Here is a 17,083-nt window from a genome sequence, read left to right on the forward strand (position 1 = left end):
GGCATCCCGAACCTCCCGGCGCAAAGCGCGCCAAACTGTTCGCGATGTCCTCGCACACCTGTTCGCGATGTCTCCGGTCCAAACAGGGGGGAGATTACGCGTTCAGCCGCCGCGCTCGACCAGGAAGCGGTGGCCGCCTGCCGCCGCCGCCGTTTCGACCAGTCGATGGCCGCTCTCGGCGCAGAAGGCGGGAATGTCGATGACGGCGAGCGGGTCGGTGGTTTCGAGCCACAGCCGGCTGCCCGGCTGCATTGCGGCCAGGCGCTTTTTTGCCTTGAGCACGGGCAACGGGCAGTTCAGGCCTTTGAGGTCGTAGACGGCGGCGGGGCTGGTTGAGGGCCTGTCTTCTTGGCCCCCATCTTCTTGCTCAAGCATGAAGTTCAGCCGCCAAACATGCCGAGCAGCTTTTTCTTCAACCTTGTCGCCGTGCTTTCGGCGTCCGCAGCCTGCGTTTCGACTGCCGGGGCGGCGTCCGATGGCGCTACGGTGGCGGTGGCGACAGGCATCTCTGCGGCGGTCTTGGCAGCTTCCTTTTCGGCTAGCGCCTGGGCTTTTGCAGCTTCCTTCTCGGCCAAGGCCTGTGCCTTGGCTGCCGCTTTCGCTGCCTTCGCCGCTTCTATCGCGGCAAGCCGCTGTTCCTCGGCCTTCTGCTTGGCAGCCTTTTCGGCGTCGAGCGCTGCCATCTTGCGGCCCGCCGGCGAATCGATGCGGCCCATGCGCGCCGTTTCGGCCACCGTGCCGTCCGGGTTGAGCGAGGGCGGCTCGATCGGAACGCGTTCGCCGCGCGCACGCCGCTTCGACCAGTCGGAAACGATGCTGGCTTCCTTGATCCCGGCGATGGTCGGCTTGGGTGCCGGCACGCTGGCCTTGATGGCGCCGTTGAAGGCCGCCTCATAGGTGCTTTGATAGGCGTTGATGGCGCTCTTCAGCGAATCGGGCTGGGTGGTCACAGGGCAAGGGCCGGTCGGATTGAAGGTCGAGCCGTCGGCCGCAACCTGGTTGAACACGTAGCGCTTCTCGCAGACGTCGACTTTCGGCGGCACCTTGGTGACCTCGAAATTGTCGTAGCCAACCTTCAGCATCTTCCAGAATTCGTAGTTCGGGTCGTTGCGATAGCGCGCCATGTTGGCGGCGGTCATGCGGAACGGAAAAGCCTGGATCTGGAACTCGGTCTGGCCGCCCTGGAAGGCGTCGCGGCCGAAAGCGTAGATCTGCTCGATCTGCGCGTCGGTCATCGAATAGCAGCCCGACGACGAGCAGGCGCCGTGGACCATCAGGTTGGAACCGGTGCGGCCATTGGCGCGGTCATAGGCGTTCGGGTAGCCGATATTGAAGGACAGGTGGTAATTCGACCGCGGGTTCATCTGTGCCGGGCGGACCGTGTAAAAGCCTTCCGGTGCCTGGCGGTCGCCTTCGGTGAATTTCGGGCCGAGCTTGCCCGACCATTTGCAGATGTCGTAGCTGGCGACCAGGTCGTAGCGGCCGTTGGTCTTGGCCTTCCAGATTTCGAGCTTGCCTTCTTCCTTGAAGATGCGCGCCATCACCGAGGAGGTGCGGATCATGCCCTTGGCTTTCATCTCGGCCAGGATCTTGTCCGGCAGCGGCTTGTTGGCTTGCGGCGCAAAATCCTTCATCGAAGCGTCATTGCAGCCGGCGACGCCGATCGCAGCGATCAGAACTCCGGTGCGGGCAAGCTTGGCAAACATGGATATGGCTATCGTCTTCATCTCTGCGCCGCGGATGCCGCAGCTGCTAAACCGACCGCTGACGGACCTTAAGCCCGTTAACCTTGAAAATTCCTTACCGCAAGCATGCGGCGCGTCCCCTTACGTTAAGCTCACTGAGCCGAATGCAGCGGCATTTTTGTGGCGAAACTGGTTCACGCCGCCACATTTCAGGCTGCGTGTCTGCGTTGGTTACAGATTGCGGCCCATCGCCAGGTATTTCTCGCGGCGATGCTCGCGGAAGTCGGTGTTGGCGCCGGAGAATTCCTTCATCGTCCTGGCGATGAGGTCGCCGGTGGCGGCGATCACCGTTTCGGGGGCGCGATGGGCACCGCCGAGCGGCTCGGCGATGATGGCGTCGATGATCTTCAGCTCCAGCAGGTCCTGCGCCGTGATCTTCATGTTGGTCGCAGCATCCTTGGACCGCGTGGTATCGCGCCACAGAATCGAGGCGGCGCCTTCCGGCGAGATCACCGAATAGATGGCGTGTTCGAGCATGTAGACGCGGTTGGCGGTGGCGATCGCTATGGCGCCGCCCGAGCCGCCTTCGCCGATCACCACCGAGATCGACGGCACCTTCAGGCCAAGGCAGGCCGAGGTCGAGCGGGCGATGGCTTCTGCCTGGCCGCGCTCTTCGGCGTTGACGCCGGGATAGGCGCCGGCCGTGTCGACCAGCGTCAGCAGCGGGATCTGGAAGCGGTCCGCGAGTTCCATCAGCCGCACCGCCTTGCGGTAGCCCTCCGGCCGCACCGAGCCGAAATTATGCTTCAGCCGGCTTGCCGTATCGGAACCCTTCTCCTGGCCGATGATCGCCACCGGCTCGCCACGGAAGCGGGCGAAGCCGCCGACGATCGCCTGGTCTTCGCCGAAATTGCGGTCGCCGGCAAGCGGCGTGAAATCGGTAAGCAGGCCCTTGATGTAGTCGATGCAATGCGGCCTGTCCGGATGGCGCGCCACCTGCACCTTCTGCCATGGCGTCAGCGCCTTGTAGGCGTCGCGCAGCGCATCGCGCGAGCGCTTCTCGAGACGGGCGATCTCATCGCCGACATCGACCGCCTCGCCGTTCTCGGCAAGCTTCTTCAGCTCAAGGATCTTGCCTTCGAGATCCTGCACAGGCTTTTCGAAATCGAGGTAATTGTACATTCTTGGGCGAACCGGCAAGTCGGAAGGCAATGACTGACGCAAGCCCGAAAATGCAGGCTGGGCGCGGTGGAGCGTCGTTCTCACATAGCGATATGACGCCTAGTCGGCAAGCGGATGATGATCGTTGACCAGACGCACCAGCCGCTCCTCCAGCACATGCGTGTAGATCTGCGTCGTTGAAATATCGGCATGGCCGAGCAGCTGCTGCACGGCCCTGAGATCGGCGCCGTTCTGCAGCAGATGGCTGGCGAAAGCATGGCGCAGCACATGCGGCGATATCTTCGCCGTGGCAATGCCGGCCCGCGCGGCAAGCGCTTTCAGCTCGCGGGCAAAGACCTGTCTCGAGAGATAGCCGCTGTCGGCGGCGGCCGGAAACAGGAACGGGCTGTCGGCAAAAGCCGGCACCGTTGCCCGTGCGGCAAGCCAGGTCCGCATCGCCGCGCGCGCCTTGGCCGACAGCGGCACCATGCGCTCCTTGTTGCCCTTGCCGCGCACCATGAAGAAGCGGTCGTCGCGCTGTGCCACCGTCACGGGAAGGCCGACCAGCTCCGAAACGCGCAAGCCGGTGGCGTAGAGCACCTCGACCAGTGCGTGCAGGCGCAGCGCCGCCAGCCTGTCGCCGTCATGCATGGAGGGGTCCATCGCCTCCTGCGCGGCGCGGTCGAGCAGCCGGCCGGTATCGGCCTCGCTCATCGTCTTAGGCAGCGGCCGGCCCTTCTTCGGACTGTCCAGCGTGCCGGTCGGATCGTCACCGCGCAGGCCTTCGGCGTAGAGGAACTTGAAGAACTGCCGGATCGCCGACAATTTGCGCGCCTGCGAGGTGGCGGCAAAGCCGCGCGCGGCGATGTCGTCGAGATAGGCACGGATGTCGGCGCTGGTGGCAGCGGCAAGCCCACCGCCGATCCCGGCGGAAGCGTCTTCGAGGTCGCGGCGATAGGAGGAAAGCGTGTTTTCGGCCGCGCCGCGCTCGGCGCTCATCATCTCCAGGAAGGCTTCGATGCGGGCGGCGCTGTTCATTTTTTGGGATTGAGCTTTTCTGGAGGGATACGCACGCTCATTTCCGCCTTCCTCGGCTCGACGAACATGACCAAGGCGAACATCGCGCCATAGACAATGCCGGCCAGAATCGCGAGCGTCACGACAAAGCGAAACAGTGTTGGCATTAATTTTCGCCCGTCGTCTTATTCTGCATTTCCAACCCTGTGCCCTTATGAGACGCCAATCCGGCCAATTCAAGGGTGAAGCCCATAGTCCCGGTTGCGCCGCGCTTGACGCAAACAGGCTTTTGATGTCGATACGCCGCCAAAGAGGCCCTAGAAGCATGAACGCGCTACCAGCAAATCCTCCGGGCGAGAGCCATGCCGCGCTGCTCGGCCGGCTGGGCGGCCGTTCCATCGTCTTTGTCGGGCTGATGGGCGCCGGCAAGACGGCGATCGGCCGCAAGGTGGCGGCGATGCTGGCACTGCCCTTCATCGACAGCGACCAGGAGATCGAAACTGTTTCGCGCATGAGCGTCCCGGACCTGTTCGAGCGCTATGGCGAGGCGGAGTTCCGGGCACTGGAGCAGCGCGTCATCCTGCGTGTGCTGGAGCACGGGCCGCAGGTGCTGTCGACCGGCGGCGGCGCCTTCATGAACGCGCAGACGCGCGAGGCGATCGCCAGCCATGGCGTTTCGGTTTGGCTGAAAGCCGAGATCGACCTGTTGATAGAGCGCGTTTCCAAGAAACAGAACCGGCCGCTGCTGAAAAGCGCCGATCCGCGCGCCGTGCTGGAACGGCTGATGGCGGAACGCTACCCGGTTTATGCCGCGGCCGATGTCATCGTGCCGACCCGCGACGACCGCAAGGAGATCATTGCCGCCGAAGTGGTGGACGCGCTGCGCGGCCATCTCGGCGTTGCCGATATTGACGAGGTGCGGTCGTGAGCGCTGATGCAACGGTCACTGTCGAAGTCGGGCTTGGCGAGCGTGCCTACGACATTTTGATCGGCCCCGGCCTGCTGTCACGCGCCGGCGCCGAGATCTCGCGCCGTCTGCCGGGAACGCGGGCGGCGGTCGTCACCGACGAAAACGTCGCTAGCGCGCATCTCGCAGCGCTTGCGGCCGGCCTGGCAAGCGGTGGCATCCAACATGCCGTCATCACGCTGCCGCCAGGCGAAAAGACCAAGAGCTTTGCGCATCTCGAGGAGGTGGTCGACGGCGTGCTGGCCGCCAAGCTGGAGCGCGGCGATGTCGTCATCGCGCTCGGCGGCGGCGTCATCGGCGACCTGGCCGGCTTCGCCGCCGGCATCGCGCGGCGCGGCATGAACTTTGTGCAGGTTCCGACCTCGCTGCTGGCGCAGGTCGATTCCTCCGTCGGCGGCAAGACCGGCATCAACAGCAAGCGCGGCAAGAACCTGGTCGGGGTATTCCACCAGCCGAAGCTGGTGCTGGCCGACACCGAAGTGCTCGACACGCTGCCGATCCGCGAGTTTCGCGCCGGCTATGCCGAACTGGCCAAATACGGGCTGATCGACCGGCCCGAGTTTTTCGCCTGGCTGGAAGAAAACTGGCGTCAAGTGTTTGCCGGCGGGCCGGAGCGGGCTGCGGCCATCGCCGAGGCCTGTCGTGCCAAGGCCGACGTCGTTGCCCGCGACGAGTTCGAGACCGGCGACCGCGCGTTGCTCAATCTCGGCCACACCTTCGGTCATGCGCTGGAGGCGGCGATCGGCTATGACGGCGCAAGGCTCGTGCATGGCGAGGGCGTCGCCATCGGCATGGCGCTGGCGCACCGCTTTTCGTCAAGGCTCAATTTGGCGAGCCCCGACGACGCGGCGCGTGTCGAGGCGCATCTTCGCGCCGTCGGTCTGCCCTGGCGGATGGCCGACATTCCAGGCGAACTGCCCGACGCCGAGACGCTGTTCTCCTTCATCACCCAGGACAAGAAGGTGTCGCGCGGCGCGCTGACCTTCATCCTGACGCGCGGCGTCGGCCAGGCCTTCATCGCCAGGGATGTGCCGGCCTCGGAAGTGCTGGCGTTCCTCCGGGAGAACCATCCGGGTCGGCAGGAAAGCCGGCCGGGATGAGCCAGGCCGGCTGGATCGCGGCTGCCGTGCTCGCCGGCCTCGGCGTGCTGGGCTTCGTCTTGCGCCGGCGCCTGCTCGCCGCCTTCGGCTACGAGCTGCAACGCATGGAGCCGCAGCGCTCTGCGCGCGAGGAACTGCGCGGCGCCGTCGACGATTTCCGCCGCGACGGCCAGGTGGTGCGCGAGGACCGCGCCCGCATCGGCGGCCTGTTCGACCTCGAGGAGCTCGAAGTGTCGGACGTCATGGTCCACCGCACCAATATGCGCTCGGTCAACGCCGACGACCCGCCCGAAGCGGTGGTTCGCGAGATCCTGCAGAGCCCGCACACCCGCATGCCGTTGTGGAAGGGTTCGCTCGACAACATTGTCGGCGTGCTGCACGCGAAGGATCTGCTGCGCGCGCTGAACGAGGTCGGCAACGATTTTTCCAGGATCGACGTGATGAAGATCGCGTCGAAACCGTGGTTCGTGCCCGACACCACGACGCTTCAGGAGCAGCTCAATGCCTTCCTGCGCCGCAAGGCGCATTTCGCCATCGTCGTCGACGAATATGGCGAGGTCGAAGGGCTGGTGACGCTGGAGGACATCATCGAGGAGATCGTCGGCGAGATCGCCGACGAGCACGACATCGACATCCAGGGCGTCAAGCAGGAGGCCGACGGCTCCGTCGTCGTCGACGGCACGGTGCCGATCCGCGACCTTAATCGGGCGCTCGACTGGAACCTGCCGGACGAGGAAGCCACCACCATCGCCGGCCTTGTCATCCACGAGGCGCAGTCGATCCCGGACGAAAAGCAGGCCTTTACGTTTCACGGCAAGCGCTTCGTCGTCATGAAGCGCGACAAGAACCGTATCGCGCGGCTGAGGATCAAGCCGGCGATGCTTGGAGAATGACAGTGCGCACCTTGTGGCAGCCGTGGGCAGTCAGGCGTTGATGAAGATCGATCGGCGAAGCCTGCTTCTGGCGTCGATGGCGGCGCTGCTGCCGGGACAGGCTGCGGCGGCATTGCGGCTGCGTTCGCCGTCGCCCGAAACCTTCGACTATGGGCCGGCCAAGCTCGACATTTATTCCCGCGACGGCGCAAGCGGCCTGCCGGTCGTCTTTTTCGTCCATGGCGGCGCCTGGCGAGTCGGCAACCGCGGCAACGTCAATGCCAAGCCGCAATTCCTGCTCGACAATGGCTTCGGCTTCGTCTCGATCGACTACCGGATGCTGCCCAAGGCCGACGTCGCCACCCAGGCGGCAGATGTCGAACTGGCCTATCGTTACGTCCGCGCCAACATCGCCAGGCATGGCGGCGATCCGGACCGGATCGTCGCCATGGGCCATTCGGCCGGCTGCCATCTCGTCGCATTGACCGGGCTGCGCGGCGGCCTGCCCGGCGTCGCGGCGCTGGTTCTCGACGACACCAGGGCCTACGATCTGGAGGCGCTGGCCAGAAGCGGCGGCATGGCAGGGGTCTATGCCCGCGCCTTTCCCGATCCGGCGCAGTGGCGCGCGCTGTCGCCTGTCACCTACGTCGAAGGCCGCAAGCACCCGCCGACCTTCATCGCCCATTCGCGCGCGAAAGCCCGCGCGGCGGATGCGCAGGCCTTCGCCGGGCGTCTGCGCGCCACCGGAACCAGGGTCACGCTGTTCGACGGCAGCGCCTATTCGCACATGTCGATCAATCGCGACTTCGGCACCGAGGGCGATGCATTGACCGCCGCGGTGATGGCTTTCCTGAGGGCGAGCTTCGGCTGAAATTACCAGCGGGTCTTTTCGCCGGGCGCCGCCGGCTCGATCGCCAGGGCGTGCACGCCGGATTTCAATTCCTCGGCCAGCAATGTGTTGACGGCGCGGTGACGTTCGACGCGGCTCATGCCGGCAAAGGCTGGCGCGACGATGCGGACGCGAAAATGCGTCTCGCCGGTGCCGTCGAAGGTGGCGTGATGGCCGGAATCCACATGATGATGCCCGGCATGGAGATGGCTTTCGTTGATGACGGCCAGCCGTTCCGGCGAAAACGCCTTTTTCAGCTTGTCTTCCATCGTTGCCTGTATGGACATCGCCGCTTCCCTTCACCACATCTATGTCATCGCACAAAATTCGCAATTCGCCGGTTTTATGCCGCGATTCAGCGGTTAGGGCGATCATCGCGAAAATGTCAATTCTTGTTTCGCATCCGCGAACAGCCCATAAATGGGTGAGATGAAGCCGTACCCAAAATATTTCGAGAAGATTCGCATCCGCCCGGAGAAGGACGCGGAGCTGAAGTCGCGTTCGCCGATCTGCCAGTGGGATGGCTGCAAGGAGGCCGGTACCCACCGTGCCCCGGTCGGACGGATGAAGGAAGGCGAGTATTTCCAGTTCTGCTTCGATCACGTGCGCGAGTACAACAAGGGCTTCAATTATTTCTCGGGCGTTCCCGATACCGAGATCGCCCGCTTCCAGAAGGAAGCCATGACCGGCCACCGGCCGACCTGGAAAATGGGCGTCAACGGTGCCTCGACACGCTCCTCGCCCGACTTCGCACAGGCGCGCTCCGGCCGCGCCGGCTACTACAATCGCATGCGCGATCCGTTCGACCTGTTCAAAGGCCCGAAGGACCCGCGCGAAGCACGCGAGCGCAAGGCCAAGCCGCTTGAGGCCAAGGCACTGGAAACGCTTGGCCTTGATACAAAGGCAACTGGCAAGGATATCAAGGCGCGCTATAAGGAACTTGTGAAACGCCACCACCCGGATGCGAATGGCGGCGACAGAGGTTCGGAAGACCGGTTCCGCGATGTGCTCCAGGCGTATCGCGTGCTCAAGCAGGCAGGTTTGTGCTGAGCGACCATACGGTTCGTGTCGCTTTCCAACTTTCATAAGGTTGGAAAAGGCTCTAAGACCGCCCCCGAACAAAATCGATTGCCGGCGAAACGCGGCGTTTCGCTTGTGGAGATGTTGATAGAGATGAACAAGGTCGATCGCGACATCGCCAACCTGCCCGACACCACGGTGTCGGTGAAGGAGACATTCGGCTTCGACTCCAAGATGGTGGTGCCGGCCTATGCGGTGACGAGCGAGCATGTCCCCGACATCGATCCGGACTACCTGTTCGACAAGAACACGACCATGGCGATCCTCGCCGGCTTTGCCTACAATCGCCGCGTCATGGTGTCGGGCTATCACGGCACCGGCAAGTCGACGCATATCGAGCAGGTCGCCGCCCGCCTCAACTGGCCTTGCGTGCGCGTCAACCTCGACAGCCATGTCAGCCGTATCGATCTCGTCGGCAAGGACGCCATCGTCGTCAAGGACGGGCTGCAGATCACCGAATTCCGCGATGGCATCCTGCCCTGGGCCTATCAGCACAATGTCGCGCTGTGCTTCGACGAGTACGATGCCGGCCGCCCGGACGTGATGTTCGTCATCCAGCGCGTGCTGGAATCGTCGGGCCGGCTGACGCTGCTCGACCAGAGCCGGGTCATCCGCCCGCACCCGGCCTTCCGGCTGTTTTCGACCGCCAACACGGTTGGGCTGGGCGACACCACCGGCCTCTACCACGGCACCCAGCAGATCAACCAGGCGCAGATGGACCGCTGGTCGATCGTTACCACGCTGAACTATTTGCCGCACGACAATGAAGTGAACATCGTGCTGGCCAAGGCCAAGCATTATCGCGACGGCAAGGGCAAGGAGATCGTCAACAAGATGGTCCGTGTCGCCGACATGACGCGCTCGGCCTTCATCAACGGCGATCTGTCGACGGTGATGAGCCCGCGCACGGTTATCACCTGGGCCGAGAATGCCGAAATCTTCGGCAATATCGGCATGGCGTTCCGGCTGACCTTCCTCAACAAATGCGACGAGCTGGAACGCTCGCTGGTGGCCGAGTTCTACCAACGCGCCTTTGGCGAAGATCTGCCGGAATCGGCGGCGAATGTGGTGCTGGGCTAAGCAGAGTCTCGATGGCGGGTCCGGGCGACAATACGCGAAACAAATCCAAGACCGGCGCTGAGAACGACAGCTTCAAGCGCGCCGTCACCGTCTGCATGCGCGCCATCGCCGGCGACAAGGATCTCGAGGTCGGTTTCGCCAAGGATCGGCCGGCGCTGGCCGGCAGCCGCGCCCGGCTGCCGGAACTGCCGAAGAAAGCGTCGAAGGCGGACATCGCCATCACCCGCGGGCTCGGCGATTCCATGGCGCTGAAGCGCGCCTGCCACGATTCGCGCATCCACACCAGGCTGGCCCCGGAAGGCAAACAGGCCCGCGCCATCTATGACGCGGTCGAGCAGGCCCGGGTGGAGGCGATCGGCAGCCGCGCCATGCAGGGCGTCGCCGACAATATCGGCTCGATGCTCGAGGACAAATACGCCAGGGCCAACCTCGTCGACGTCAAGGACAAGGCCGACGCGCCGATCGAGGAAGCGCTGGCGCTGATGGTGCGCGAAAAGCTGACCGGCCGCACTGTGCCGAAGAGCGGCGAACGGCTGGTCGATCTCTGGCGCCCCTGGGTCGAGGAAAAGGCCAGTGCCGACCTCGACGGGCTGTCGGCAAAGCTCGATGACCAGCAGGCGTTCGCCCGCGTCGTGCGCGAGATGCTCGCCTCCATGGAAATGGCCGAGGAGCTCGGCGATGACCAGGAGACGGAAGACTCCGAGGACAACGACGAAAACCAGCCGCAAGGCGAGGAGCAGAGCGAGGAGGGCGGCGAAGACGATTCCGGCTCCGAGCAGTCGCAATCCGAGGATACCGAGGCATCGTCGGACGACGAGCAATCGGCCGAGACGGAAGCCTCCGACGCCACCGCCGAGGATCTCTCCGACGATGACGACGCCGATGCGGAGACGCCGGGCGAGGCGCGCCGCAACGACAATCCCTTCACCAATCTGCCGAAAGAGATCGACTACAAGGTCTTCACGACCGCCTTCGACGAGACCGTAGGTGCGGAGGAACTGTGCGAGGAGGAGGAGCTCGACCGGCTGCGCGCCTTCCTCGACAAGCAGCTCGCCAACCTTTCCGGCGTCGTCGGGCGGCTGGCCAACCGGCTGCAGCGCCGCCTGATGGCGCAGCAGAACCGCTCCTGGGATTTCGACCTCGAAGAAGGCTATCTCGATCCGGCACGGCTGGTGCGCGTCGTCATCGACCCGATGCAGCCGCTGTCCTTCAAACAGGAGCGTGATACCAAATTCCGCGACACGGTGGTGTCGCTGGTGCTCGACAATTCGGGTTCGATGCGCGGCCGGCCGATCACCGTCGCCGCGACCTGCGCCGACATCCTGGCGCGCACGCTGGAACGCTGCGGCGTCTCGGTCGAAATCCTCGGCTTCACCACCCGCGCCTGGAAGGGCGGGCAGGCGCGCGAGAAATGGCTGAAGGAAGGCAAACCGCCGAACCCCGGCCGGCTCAACGATCTGCGCCACATCATCTACAAATCCGCCGACCACCCGTGGCGGCGGGCGCGCCGCAATCTCGGCCTGATGATGCGCGAGGGCCTGCTCAAGGAAAACATCGACGGCGAGGCGCTGCTGTGGGCGCACAACCGGCTGATCGCGCGGCCGGAGCAGCGCAAGATCCTGATGATGATCTCCGACGGCGCGCCGGTCGACGATTCGACGCTGTCGGTCAACCCCGGCAATTATCTCGAGCGGCATCTGCGGGCCATCATCGAACTCATCGAGACGCGCTCGCCGGTCGAGCTTTTGGCCATCGGCATCGGCCACGACGTCACCCGCTACTATCGCCGCGCCGTCACCATCGTCGATGCCGAAGAACTGGCCGGCGCCATGACCGAGCAGCTGGCCTCGCTGTTCGCCGAGGAAACCGTGCGCGACACGCGGCGCGGCGGCATGCGGCGCGCCGGATGATTTTTTCCCGCGGCGGCTTTTGGCAGAAGCTTTTGGCCGCCAGTGCGTTGTTAGGCATCAGTTTGGCGCCAGCTGTCGCTGCCGGCCCGGCCTCGGTCGAGCCGGCCGAAATCACGGCACGGCCGATCAGCGAATTCCACATCGGCCGGCCGGACAAACAGTTCGGGCCGCTCGAATTCATCGGCGGGCTCGAAATGACCTCGTCGACGCGCGATTTCGGCGCGCTGTCGGCACTTCGGTTCCTCGAGCCCGGCAGCGATTTCATCGGCGTCGCCGACACCGGCTTCTGGTTCTTCGGCACCCTCGTCCACGATGCCGAGAAGCGGCCTTCCGGCATCCAGAATTTTCGCATGCAGCAGATGGTCGATGCGGCCGGCCAGCCGATCGACGAGAAATGGGCGGTCGATGCCGAAGGCCTCGCGGTCAAGGACGGTATTGCCACGGTCGGTTTCGAGGGCGATCACCGTATCGCAGAGTTCAAGATCGATCCGGACGGCATGAAGGTGCCGTTCAGGCAATTGGACTTCCTGATCCCAGCCTGGGAACTTCGCCGCAATCGCGGCTTTGAGACCGTCACCCGCGCCAGTCCCACCGGGCAGCACGCGGGCGGACTGGTCGTGGTGTCGGAAAAGAGCCTCGACAAGGCCGGCAACATCTTTGCCGCGATCATCGAAGGGCCGCACAAGGGCGTCTTCACCGTCAAGCGCAATGGCGATTTCGACATCACCGACGGCGCCTTCGTGCCGGACGGCGACCTGTTGCTTCTGGAGCGCAGTTTTTCGATGGCCGGCGGCGTCAAGATGCGGCTGCGGCGCATCTATGGCGAAGGCGTCGAGAAGGGCGCCGTCGCCGACGGGCCGGTGCTGCTCGAAGCCGACATGGGCTACCAGATCGACAACATGGAAGCGCTCGACGTCTGGACCCGCGACGATGGCGCGCTGATCGTGTCGCTGATGTCCGATGACAACCACTCGATCCTGCAGCGCAATCTTTACCTGGAATTTGTGCTGCACGAGGATTGACGCGCGACAGGCCTGCTGGCTGACAGCATCGCTGGCATTTCCGCGCCGTTTTGCAGCGCAGGCAATTTCCCCTGGCAATGACCCGCGTCGCGGGTTTTCCAGCCGGCTCTCACCATCTGAAAAAATACTTTAGTCGTGACTTGACAATTTGTGTCATCGGCGAAATACTCAAGTCCATGCTTAAGTGTTCCGAGATCGACAGCATCCTGCGGGCTCTTGCCGAGCCGACGCGCCGGGCAATCCTGGAAAGGCTGAGCCGCGGGCCGGCCACCGTCAGCCAGTTGGCGGAGCCGTTCGGCATGACCTTCGCTGCCGTGCTCCAGCATCTCCAGGCGCTGGAAGCGTGCGGGCTGATCCGCAGCGAGAAGGTCGGACGCGTGCGCACCTGCCGGATCGAGCCCGGCGGGCTGGCCCCGCTCGCCGACTGGATCGCCGCGCGCCGTACACCGGCCGAACGCCAGCTCGACCGTCTCGGCCAGATCCTGGCGGAGACTGACCAACCGGACGCAACACTCCACGACCAGGAAAAGGACGACAAGAAATGAACCAGATTGCCCCCGTGAACGACCAGTCCGTCATCCATTCAAGCTTCACGATCGAGCGGACCTACCCGCAATCGCCCGAGAGCGTCTTCCTCGCCTTTGCCGACAAGGCGACGGTGCGGCGCTGGCGCGTCGAAGGCGACGGCTTCACCATCGCCGAATTCACCTTCGATTTCCGTGTCGGCGGCAGCGAGGTTTCGCGGTTCAGCTACCAGGGCGGCCCGGAGATCAGGCTCGATGCGCAGTTCCAGGACATCGTCCCTGACCGGCGCATCGTATTTTCATACCGGATGGCGGTCGGGGCGCAGCCGCTGTCGGCGTCGCTCACCACGGTCGAGCTTGCCCCTTCCGGCGAGGGCACCCGCCTGACCTATACCGAACAGGGTGCGTTCTTCGATGGCGTCGATTCAGCGCAAGGGCGCGAGGAGGGCACACGCGGGCTGCTGCAGGCGCTCGCCGCCGAGCTTCAGAAGGCGAAGTAGAGGTTCGCGGGTGTACCGGGCGGCGTCCACCAAGGCCCGCCCGGATTGCGAGGTGGTGGCCTATTGCCCCTTGGTCGCGAGCCAGACGATGTGACGGGCGCCGCGCTTGCCGTGAGCCCGCACCTTGACCTCCTCGACCGTGAAGCCGGCCTGCTTGAGCCTTCGGGTGAAACCTGCGTCAGGGCCCTGCGACCAGACCGCCAGCACACCGCCGGGCTTGAGAGCTGCTCTCGCGCTGATCAGGCCGGCTGCGCCGTAGAGCGCATCGTTGGCCTTGTAGACGATGCCCTCGGGGCCGTTGTCGACATCGAGCAGGATCGCGTCCCAGGCCGAAGCTTGCGATCGGATGAGCTGACCGACATCGGCCTCGCGAATGCCGACACGCCGGTCGTCAAGGCAACCGTCGAAAACTTCGGCCATCAGGCCGCGCGCCCACGCCACGACCGCCGGCACCAATTCGGCAACGGTGACCTGCGCATCGTCGCCGAGCTCGGCCAGCGCCGCGCGCAAGGTAAAGCCCATGCCGAGGCCGCCGATCAGGATGTTTGGGGTCCGGCGGCCGGCAATCCTTTGGCAGGACAGTTTCGCCAGCGCCTCTTCGGAACCGCTGAGCCGGCTGTTCATCAGCTCGTTGGCGCCAAGCATGATCGAGAATTCGCCGCCGCGCCGCTTCAGGCGGAGTTCCCGTCCGCCGTCAGGCGTTTTTGCCGAATCAAGCTGGACCCAAGGGATCATGCTCGATAGCCTTTGAGCATGATCTTGTCCGAAAACCGGTTCCCACTTTTCGCTAACGCGGACCTTTGGTTCGGGATCATGCTGCCAGTGCCGGTTGGCTCCAGCGGGCGGCAAGCAGCCGGTAGGGGATCAGCGCCACCACCGCTATGACCAGCTTGACGCCGAGATCGCCGAGCGCCCAGGAAATCCAGCGCATCGTCTCGACCGGCAGCACGCCCATCAGCGGCGCGGTTTCCAGCGCAAAGCCGTCGTTGGGCCCGGCGAAGGCGAACGCCGCCGCGAAGGCGACGGTGAAAAACACCACCGTATCGAAAACGGAGCCGACCAGCGTGCCGACGATCGGCGCGCGCCACCAGCTCTGCCGGCGCAGCCGGTTGAATACGGTGACGTCGAGCAACTGCGCGGTGAGGAAGGCGGCGCCCGAGGCAGCGGCAATGCGCACCAGCCGGTCGGCGGCGGTCTCGAATTCGATCAGGCCGTGGCGAAACAGCAGCGGTGGGATGACGATCGAGCAGATCACCGCTGTCATGAAGCCGACAAAGACGATCCTGCGCGCCACCGCCGGCCCATAGCGGCGGTTGGCGAGATCGGTGACCAGGAAGGAGAACGGATAGGTGAAGGCGCCCCAGGTCAGGATGTCGGCCAGCGACAGCCCGCCGATTGAACCTTGCATCGGGAACTGCACGAGGATGTTCGAGGCCACGACGACGAGCGCCATGGCCGCCACGAAGGGCAGGTACCGCGAGAGGAAAATCATTTTTTTATCCTGGGTAATGGAACCAGCGGAACGCGATCCGGAGTTCGGACCCCGCCCTGGAAGGCGCTGCCGCCGAAAAACTCAGGCGGCCGGCTGCTCGGCGATCTTCTTGGCGATCTGCTTCTTCAATAGGCGGGCGCGCTGCGACAATTCCTTGGCATCGGCCTTGGCCAGGAAGGCGTCGAGGCCGCCGCGATGCTCGACCGAACGCAATGCGTTGGCCGAAATGCGCAGGCGCACGTTCTGGTTCAGCGCTTCCGAGATCAGCGTCACATTGACGAGATTGGGCAGGAAGCGACGCTTGGTCTTGTTGTTGGCGTGGCTCACATTGTTGCCGGACATGACTGCCTTGGCAGTGAGTTCGCAGGTGCGGGACATGGTTCTAACCTTCGGTTCTCGGTCCTGGCCAAACATTCGACCCGCGCCGGGTGGCGCGCGGTTTCGGTCAGGCGGCCTTATGGAAAAAGTTGGCGTTCCATAGTTGCATTTCGCCGAGGCGTCAAGCTTGGGGTTGGTTAGTGCCAAGGGAATCAATCAAAAGATGACCGATGCCGGCGCTGCCCCTCATCCGCCTGCCGGCACCTTCCCCCGTATAGTGACGGGGAGAAGGGGCTGGGCCGCAGGCTCGGCGCTTTCTGCAACTCCGCAAATTGGCGAAACCGTTTGCAAGGCGACCTTCTCCCCGTCCCTATACGGGGAGAAGTGCCCGGCAGGGCGATGAGGGGCTGCGCAAACCTGTCGCGATTTTCCAGGTGGCCACATTTTGTTCTTGCTTTGTGCCGGCAGCTATGCTACTAATTTCGGTATGGTGCTAATTGGCTCCAACGACCCGCCCGTCGAGGCGGGTTTTTTATTTTGGCCGTCGACCAGCCCCACCGTCCCTGCCGACGCCGCCTTCACATTAAGGCCGGAATTCAGCCTATAAGCGGTCGCACAGGGACATGCCAGATCGGAGCCGCCCGTCTCCGGTCGACAATCAAGGACCCGCCCATGCCTCGTTCTTTCCTCCATGCCCTGGTCGTGCTGTTGGCCGTCGCGCCGCCGACAACGGCTTCGGCCGCTGAGCCGCAATCCTTCACGGGCGAGTATTCGGTGTCGTTCCTCGGCCTCTCCGTGGCCAAGGCGAAATTCTCCAGCCATTACGAGGGCGACACCTATTCGATCGAGGGCAGCGTTTCCGCCGCCGGGCTCGCCACTTTGTTCGACGATACGCGGGGCACGATCTCGTCGAAGGGCAAGATTTCGGGCAAGCAGTTGCAGCCGCAAGCGTTCCACGCCGACTACACGTCCGGCAAGAAGGCATCGATGATCGACATCCAGTTTGCCAACGGCGTCGTCACCTCGACCAAGGTCGTGCCTGAACCGAAGAAGCGCAATCCCGAGAATTGGATACCGCTGGCCGGCAGCCATCTCGTATCGGTCCTCGATCCGATGGCCGCCACCGTCATCCATGCCGACAGCCTCGACCAGGTCTGCGGGCGCACGGTGAAGCTCTATGACGGCGAAATGCGTGCCGATCTGAAACTGACCTACGAGTCCAAAGGGTCGATCTCGGTGGCCGGCTACAAGGGCGATACGGTCACCTGCAGGCTGGGCTTCGAGCCGGTGGCCGGTTACCGCAAGAACCGCAAGGCGCTGAACTACCTGAAGAAACGCAGCCGCATCATGGTGACGTTTGCACCGGTCGGCCAAAGCGGCGTATATGCGCCGATCCGCGCCACGGTCAGCACGCAAATCGGCCCGTTGACGATCAGCGCGGAGCGGTTCGAAGCAAACGAATAGGC

General features: G+C 64.2%; 20 protein-coding genes. 11 read left to right on the forward strand and 9 right to left on the reverse strand.

Going from position 1 to position 17,083, the window contains the following annotated elements:
* Positions 1–102: 102 nt before the first annotated feature.
* The 5 genes from NKI39_RS09930 to NKI39_RS09950 form a co-directional block, all read right to left on the reverse strand.
* The gene (locus tag NKI39_RS09930) at positions 103–375 is read right to left on the reverse strand and encodes a sulfurtransferase TusA family protein (protein WP_352451194.1); all 273 of its coding nucleotides are present in this window, start codon (positions 373–375) and stop codon (positions 103–105) included.
* 5 nt (positions 376–380) lie between these two features.
* Positions 381–1,706 carry a L,D-transpeptidase family protein gene (locus NKI39_RS09935; protein ID WP_352831732.1) on the reverse strand — a complete coding sequence of 442 codons (1,326 nt, stop codon included), beginning with the start codon at positions 1,704–1,706 and terminating at the stop codon, positions 381–383.
* Between the two features lie 210 nt (positions 1,707–1,916).
* Positions 1,917–2,867, reverse strand: a complete 951-nt coding sequence (locus tag NKI39_RS09940) for an acetyl-CoA carboxylase carboxyltransferase subunit alpha (protein ID WP_352471457.1) — start codon at positions 2,865–2,867, stop codon at positions 1,917–1,919.
* A 99-nt stretch (positions 2,868–2,966) separates the two neighbouring features.
* Positions 2,967–3,884, reverse strand: a complete 918-nt coding sequence (locus NKI39_RS09945; RefSeq protein ID WP_352831620.1) for a site-specific tyrosine recombinase XerD — start codon at positions 3,882–3,884, stop codon at positions 2,967–2,969.
* Positions 3,881–4,030 carry a hypothetical protein gene (locus tag NKI39_RS09950; RefSeq protein ID WP_023677884.1) on the reverse strand — a complete coding sequence of 50 codons (150 nt, stop codon included), beginning with the start codon at positions 4,028–4,030 and terminating at the stop codon, positions 3,881–3,883. Before NKI39_RS09950 ends, NKI39_RS09945 begins: the two co-directional genes overlap by 4 nt.
* Before the next feature lie 158 nt (positions 4,031–4,188).
* Between NKI39_RS09950 and NKI39_RS09955 the strand changes: the two genes are divergently transcribed.
* The 4 genes from NKI39_RS09955 to NKI39_RS09970 are packed head-to-tail and all read left to right on the forward strand — an operon-like array spanning position 4,189 to position 7,673.
* Positions 4,189–4,791: a shikimate kinase gene (locus tag NKI39_RS09955; protein WP_352831622.1), complete on the forward strand. Its 603-nt coding sequence runs from the start codon at positions 4,189–4,191 to the stop codon at positions 4,789–4,791.
* Positions 4,788–5,930 carry a 3-dehydroquinate synthase gene (aroB, locus tag NKI39_RS09960; protein ID WP_352831624.1) on the forward strand — a complete coding sequence of 381 codons (1,143 nt, stop codon included), beginning with the start codon at positions 4,788–4,790 and terminating at the stop codon, positions 5,928–5,930. The genes NKI39_RS09955 and aroB overlap by 4 nt, the downstream gene beginning before the upstream one ends.
* Positions 5,927–6,823, forward strand: coding sequence for an HlyC/CorC family transporter (locus NKI39_RS09965; protein ID WP_352471453.1), 897 nt, complete (start codon positions 5,927–5,929; stop codon positions 6,821–6,823). Before aroB ends, NKI39_RS09965 begins: the two co-directional genes overlap by 4 nt.
* Before the next feature lie 40 nt (positions 6,824–6,863).
* Positions 6,864–7,673 (forward strand): alpha/beta hydrolase, encoded by an 810-nt coding sequence (locus tag NKI39_RS09970; protein ID WP_352471492.1) that lies wholly within the window; start codon positions 6,864–6,866, stop codon positions 7,671–7,673.
* 2 nt (positions 7,674–7,675) lie between these two features.
* Here NKI39_RS09970 and NKI39_RS09975 read toward each other — a convergent pair whose 3' ends face one another.
* Positions 7,676–7,978: a BolA family protein gene (locus NKI39_RS09975; RefSeq protein WP_352471452.1), complete on the reverse strand. Its 303-nt coding sequence runs from the start codon at positions 7,976–7,978 to the stop codon at positions 7,676–7,678.
* Positions 7,979–8,111: 133 nt separating this feature from the next.
* On the opposite strand from NKI39_RS09975, the gene NKI39_RS09980 reads away from it, so the two are divergent.
* From NKI39_RS09980 to NKI39_RS10005, 6 genes are all read left to right on the forward strand, one after another.
* On the forward strand, positions 8,112–8,741 hold the full coding sequence (locus NKI39_RS09980) for a J domain-containing protein (protein WP_036238769.1): 630 nt from the start codon (positions 8,112–8,114) through the stop codon (positions 8,739–8,741).
* A gap of 123 nt (positions 8,742–8,864) precedes the next feature.
* Positions 8,865–9,851 carry a cobaltochelatase subunit CobS gene (gene cobS, locus NKI39_RS09985; RefSeq protein WP_352451201.1) on the forward strand — a complete coding sequence of 329 codons (987 nt, stop codon included), beginning with the start codon at positions 8,865–8,867 and terminating at the stop codon, positions 9,849–9,851.
* Positions 9,852–9,862: 11 nt separating this feature from the next.
* Positions 9,863–11,761 carry a cobaltochelatase subunit CobT gene (gene cobT / locus NKI39_RS09990; protein WP_352816737.1) on the forward strand — a complete coding sequence of 633 codons (1,899 nt, stop codon included), beginning with the start codon at positions 9,863–9,865 and terminating at the stop codon, positions 11,759–11,761.
* Complete coding sequence (locus NKI39_RS09995) at positions 11,758–12,783, forward strand: esterase-like activity of phytase family protein (protein WP_352831627.1); 1,026 nt, start codon at positions 11,758–11,760, stop codon at positions 12,781–12,783. Before cobT ends, NKI39_RS09995 begins: the two co-directional genes overlap by 4 nt.
* A gap of 176 nt (positions 12,784–12,959) precedes the next feature.
* Positions 12,960–13,328, forward strand: coding sequence for an ArsR/SmtB family transcription factor (locus NKI39_RS10000; RefSeq protein ID WP_352831734.1), 369 nt, complete (start codon positions 12,960–12,962; stop codon positions 13,326–13,328).
* On the forward strand, positions 13,325–13,807 hold the full coding sequence (locus NKI39_RS10005) for an SRPBCC family protein (RefSeq protein WP_352831629.1): 483 nt from the start codon (positions 13,325–13,327) through the stop codon (positions 13,805–13,807). Before NKI39_RS10000 ends, NKI39_RS10005 begins: the two co-directional genes overlap by 4 nt.
* Positions 13,808–13,867: 60 nt before the next feature.
* Here the strand turns inward: NKI39_RS10005 and NKI39_RS10010 are convergent, their stop codons facing one another.
* From NKI39_RS10010 to rpmB, 3 genes are all read right to left on the reverse strand, one after another.
* Positions 13,868–14,542 (reverse strand): spermidine synthase, encoded by a 675-nt coding sequence (locus NKI39_RS10010; protein WP_352831631.1) that lies wholly within the window; start codon positions 14,540–14,542, stop codon positions 13,868–13,870.
* Positions 14,543–14,618: 76 nt separating this feature from the next.
* Positions 14,619–15,299, reverse strand: a complete 681-nt coding sequence (locus NKI39_RS10015; RefSeq protein WP_352505074.1) for a queuosine precursor transporter — start codon at positions 15,297–15,299, stop codon at positions 14,619–14,621.
* Between the two features lie 81 nt (positions 15,300–15,380).
* Positions 15,381–15,677 (reverse strand): 50S ribosomal protein L28, encoded by a 297-nt coding sequence (gene rpmB, locus NKI39_RS10020; RefSeq protein ID WP_352505075.1) that lies wholly within the window; start codon positions 15,675–15,677, stop codon positions 15,381–15,383.
* Positions 15,678–16,289: 612 nt separating this feature from the next.
* Here rpmB and NKI39_RS10025 point away from each other — a divergent pair.
* Positions 16,290–17,081 carry a DUF3108 domain-containing protein gene (locus NKI39_RS10025; RefSeq protein ID WP_352831633.1) on the forward strand — a complete coding sequence of 264 codons (792 nt, stop codon included), beginning with the start codon at positions 16,290–16,292 and terminating at the stop codon, positions 17,079–17,081.
* Positions 17,082–17,083 lie beyond the last annotated feature (2 nt).

Source organism: Mesorhizobium sp. M0664, from assembly GCF_040320565.1.
Taxonomy (GTDB): Bacteria; Pseudomonadota; Alphaproteobacteria; order Rhizobiales; family Rhizobiaceae; genus Mesorhizobium.

Coding starts and splice junctions, on each gene's coding strand:
- NKI39_RS09930 (WP_352451194.1), bottom strand. CDS start 375: ATGCTTGAGCAAGAAGATGGGGGCCAAGAAGACAGGCCCTCAACCAGC.
- NKI39_RS09935 (WP_352831732.1), bottom strand. CDS start 1,706: ATGTTTGCCAAGCTTGCCCGCACCGGAGTTCTGATCGCTGCGATCGGC.
- NKI39_RS09940 (WP_352471457.1), bottom strand. CDS start 2,867: ATGTACAATTACCTCGATTTCGAAAAGCCTGTGCAGGATCTCGAAGGC.
- NKI39_RS09945 (WP_352831620.1), bottom strand. CDS start 3,884: ATGAACAGCGCCGCCCGCATCGAAGCCTTCCTGGAGATGATGAGCGCC.
- NKI39_RS09950 (WP_023677884.1), bottom strand. CDS start 4,030: ATGCCAACACTGTTTCGCTTTGTCGTGACGCTCGCGATTCTGGCCGGC.
- NKI39_RS09955 (WP_352831622.1), top strand. CDS start 4,189: ATGAACGCGCTACCAGCAAATCCTCCGGGCGAGAGCCATGCCGCGCTG.
- NKI39_RS09965 (WP_352471453.1), top strand. CDS start 5,927: ATGAGCCAGGCCGGCTGGATCGCGGCTGCCGTGCTCGCCGGCCTCGGC.
- NKI39_RS09970 (WP_352471492.1), top strand. CDS start 6,864: ATGAAGATCGATCGGCGAAGCCTGCTTCTGGCGTCGATGGCGGCGCTG.
- NKI39_RS09975 (WP_352471452.1), bottom strand. CDS start 7,978: ATGTCCATACAGGCAACGATGGAAGACAAGCTGAAAAAGGCGTTTTCG.
- NKI39_RS09980 (WP_036238769.1), top strand. CDS start 8,112: ATGGGTGAGATGAAGCCGTACCCAAAATATTTCGAGAAGATTCGCATC.
- cobS (WP_352451201.1), top strand. CDS start 8,865: ATGAACAAGGTCGATCGCGACATCGCCAACCTGCCCGACACCACGGTG.
- cobT (WP_352816737.1), top strand. CDS start 9,863: ATGGCGGGTCCGGGCGACAATACGCGAAACAAATCCAAGACCGGCGCT.
- NKI39_RS09995 (WP_352831627.1), top strand. CDS start 11,758: ATGATTTTTTCCCGCGGCGGCTTTTGGCAGAAGCTTTTGGCCGCCAGT.
- NKI39_RS10000 (WP_352831734.1), top strand. CDS start 12,960: ATGCTTAAGTGTTCCGAGATCGACAGCATCCTGCGGGCTCTTGCCGAG.
- NKI39_RS10005 (WP_352831629.1), top strand. CDS start 13,325: ATGAACCAGATTGCCCCCGTGAACGACCAGTCCGTCATCCATTCAAGC.
- NKI39_RS10010 (WP_352831631.1), bottom strand. CDS start 14,542: ATGATCCCTTGGGTCCAGCTTGATTCGGCAAAAACGCCTGACGGCGGA.
- NKI39_RS10015 (WP_352505074.1), bottom strand. CDS start 15,299: ATGATTTTCCTCTCGCGGTACCTGCCCTTCGTGGCGGCCATGGCGCTC.
- rpmB (WP_352505075.1), bottom strand. CDS start 15,677: ATGTCCCGCACCTGCGAACTCACTGCCAAGGCAGTCATGTCCGGCAAC.
- NKI39_RS10025 (WP_352831633.1), top strand. CDS start 16,290: ATGCCTCGTTCTTTCCTCCATGCCCTGGTCGTGCTGTTGGCCGTCGCG.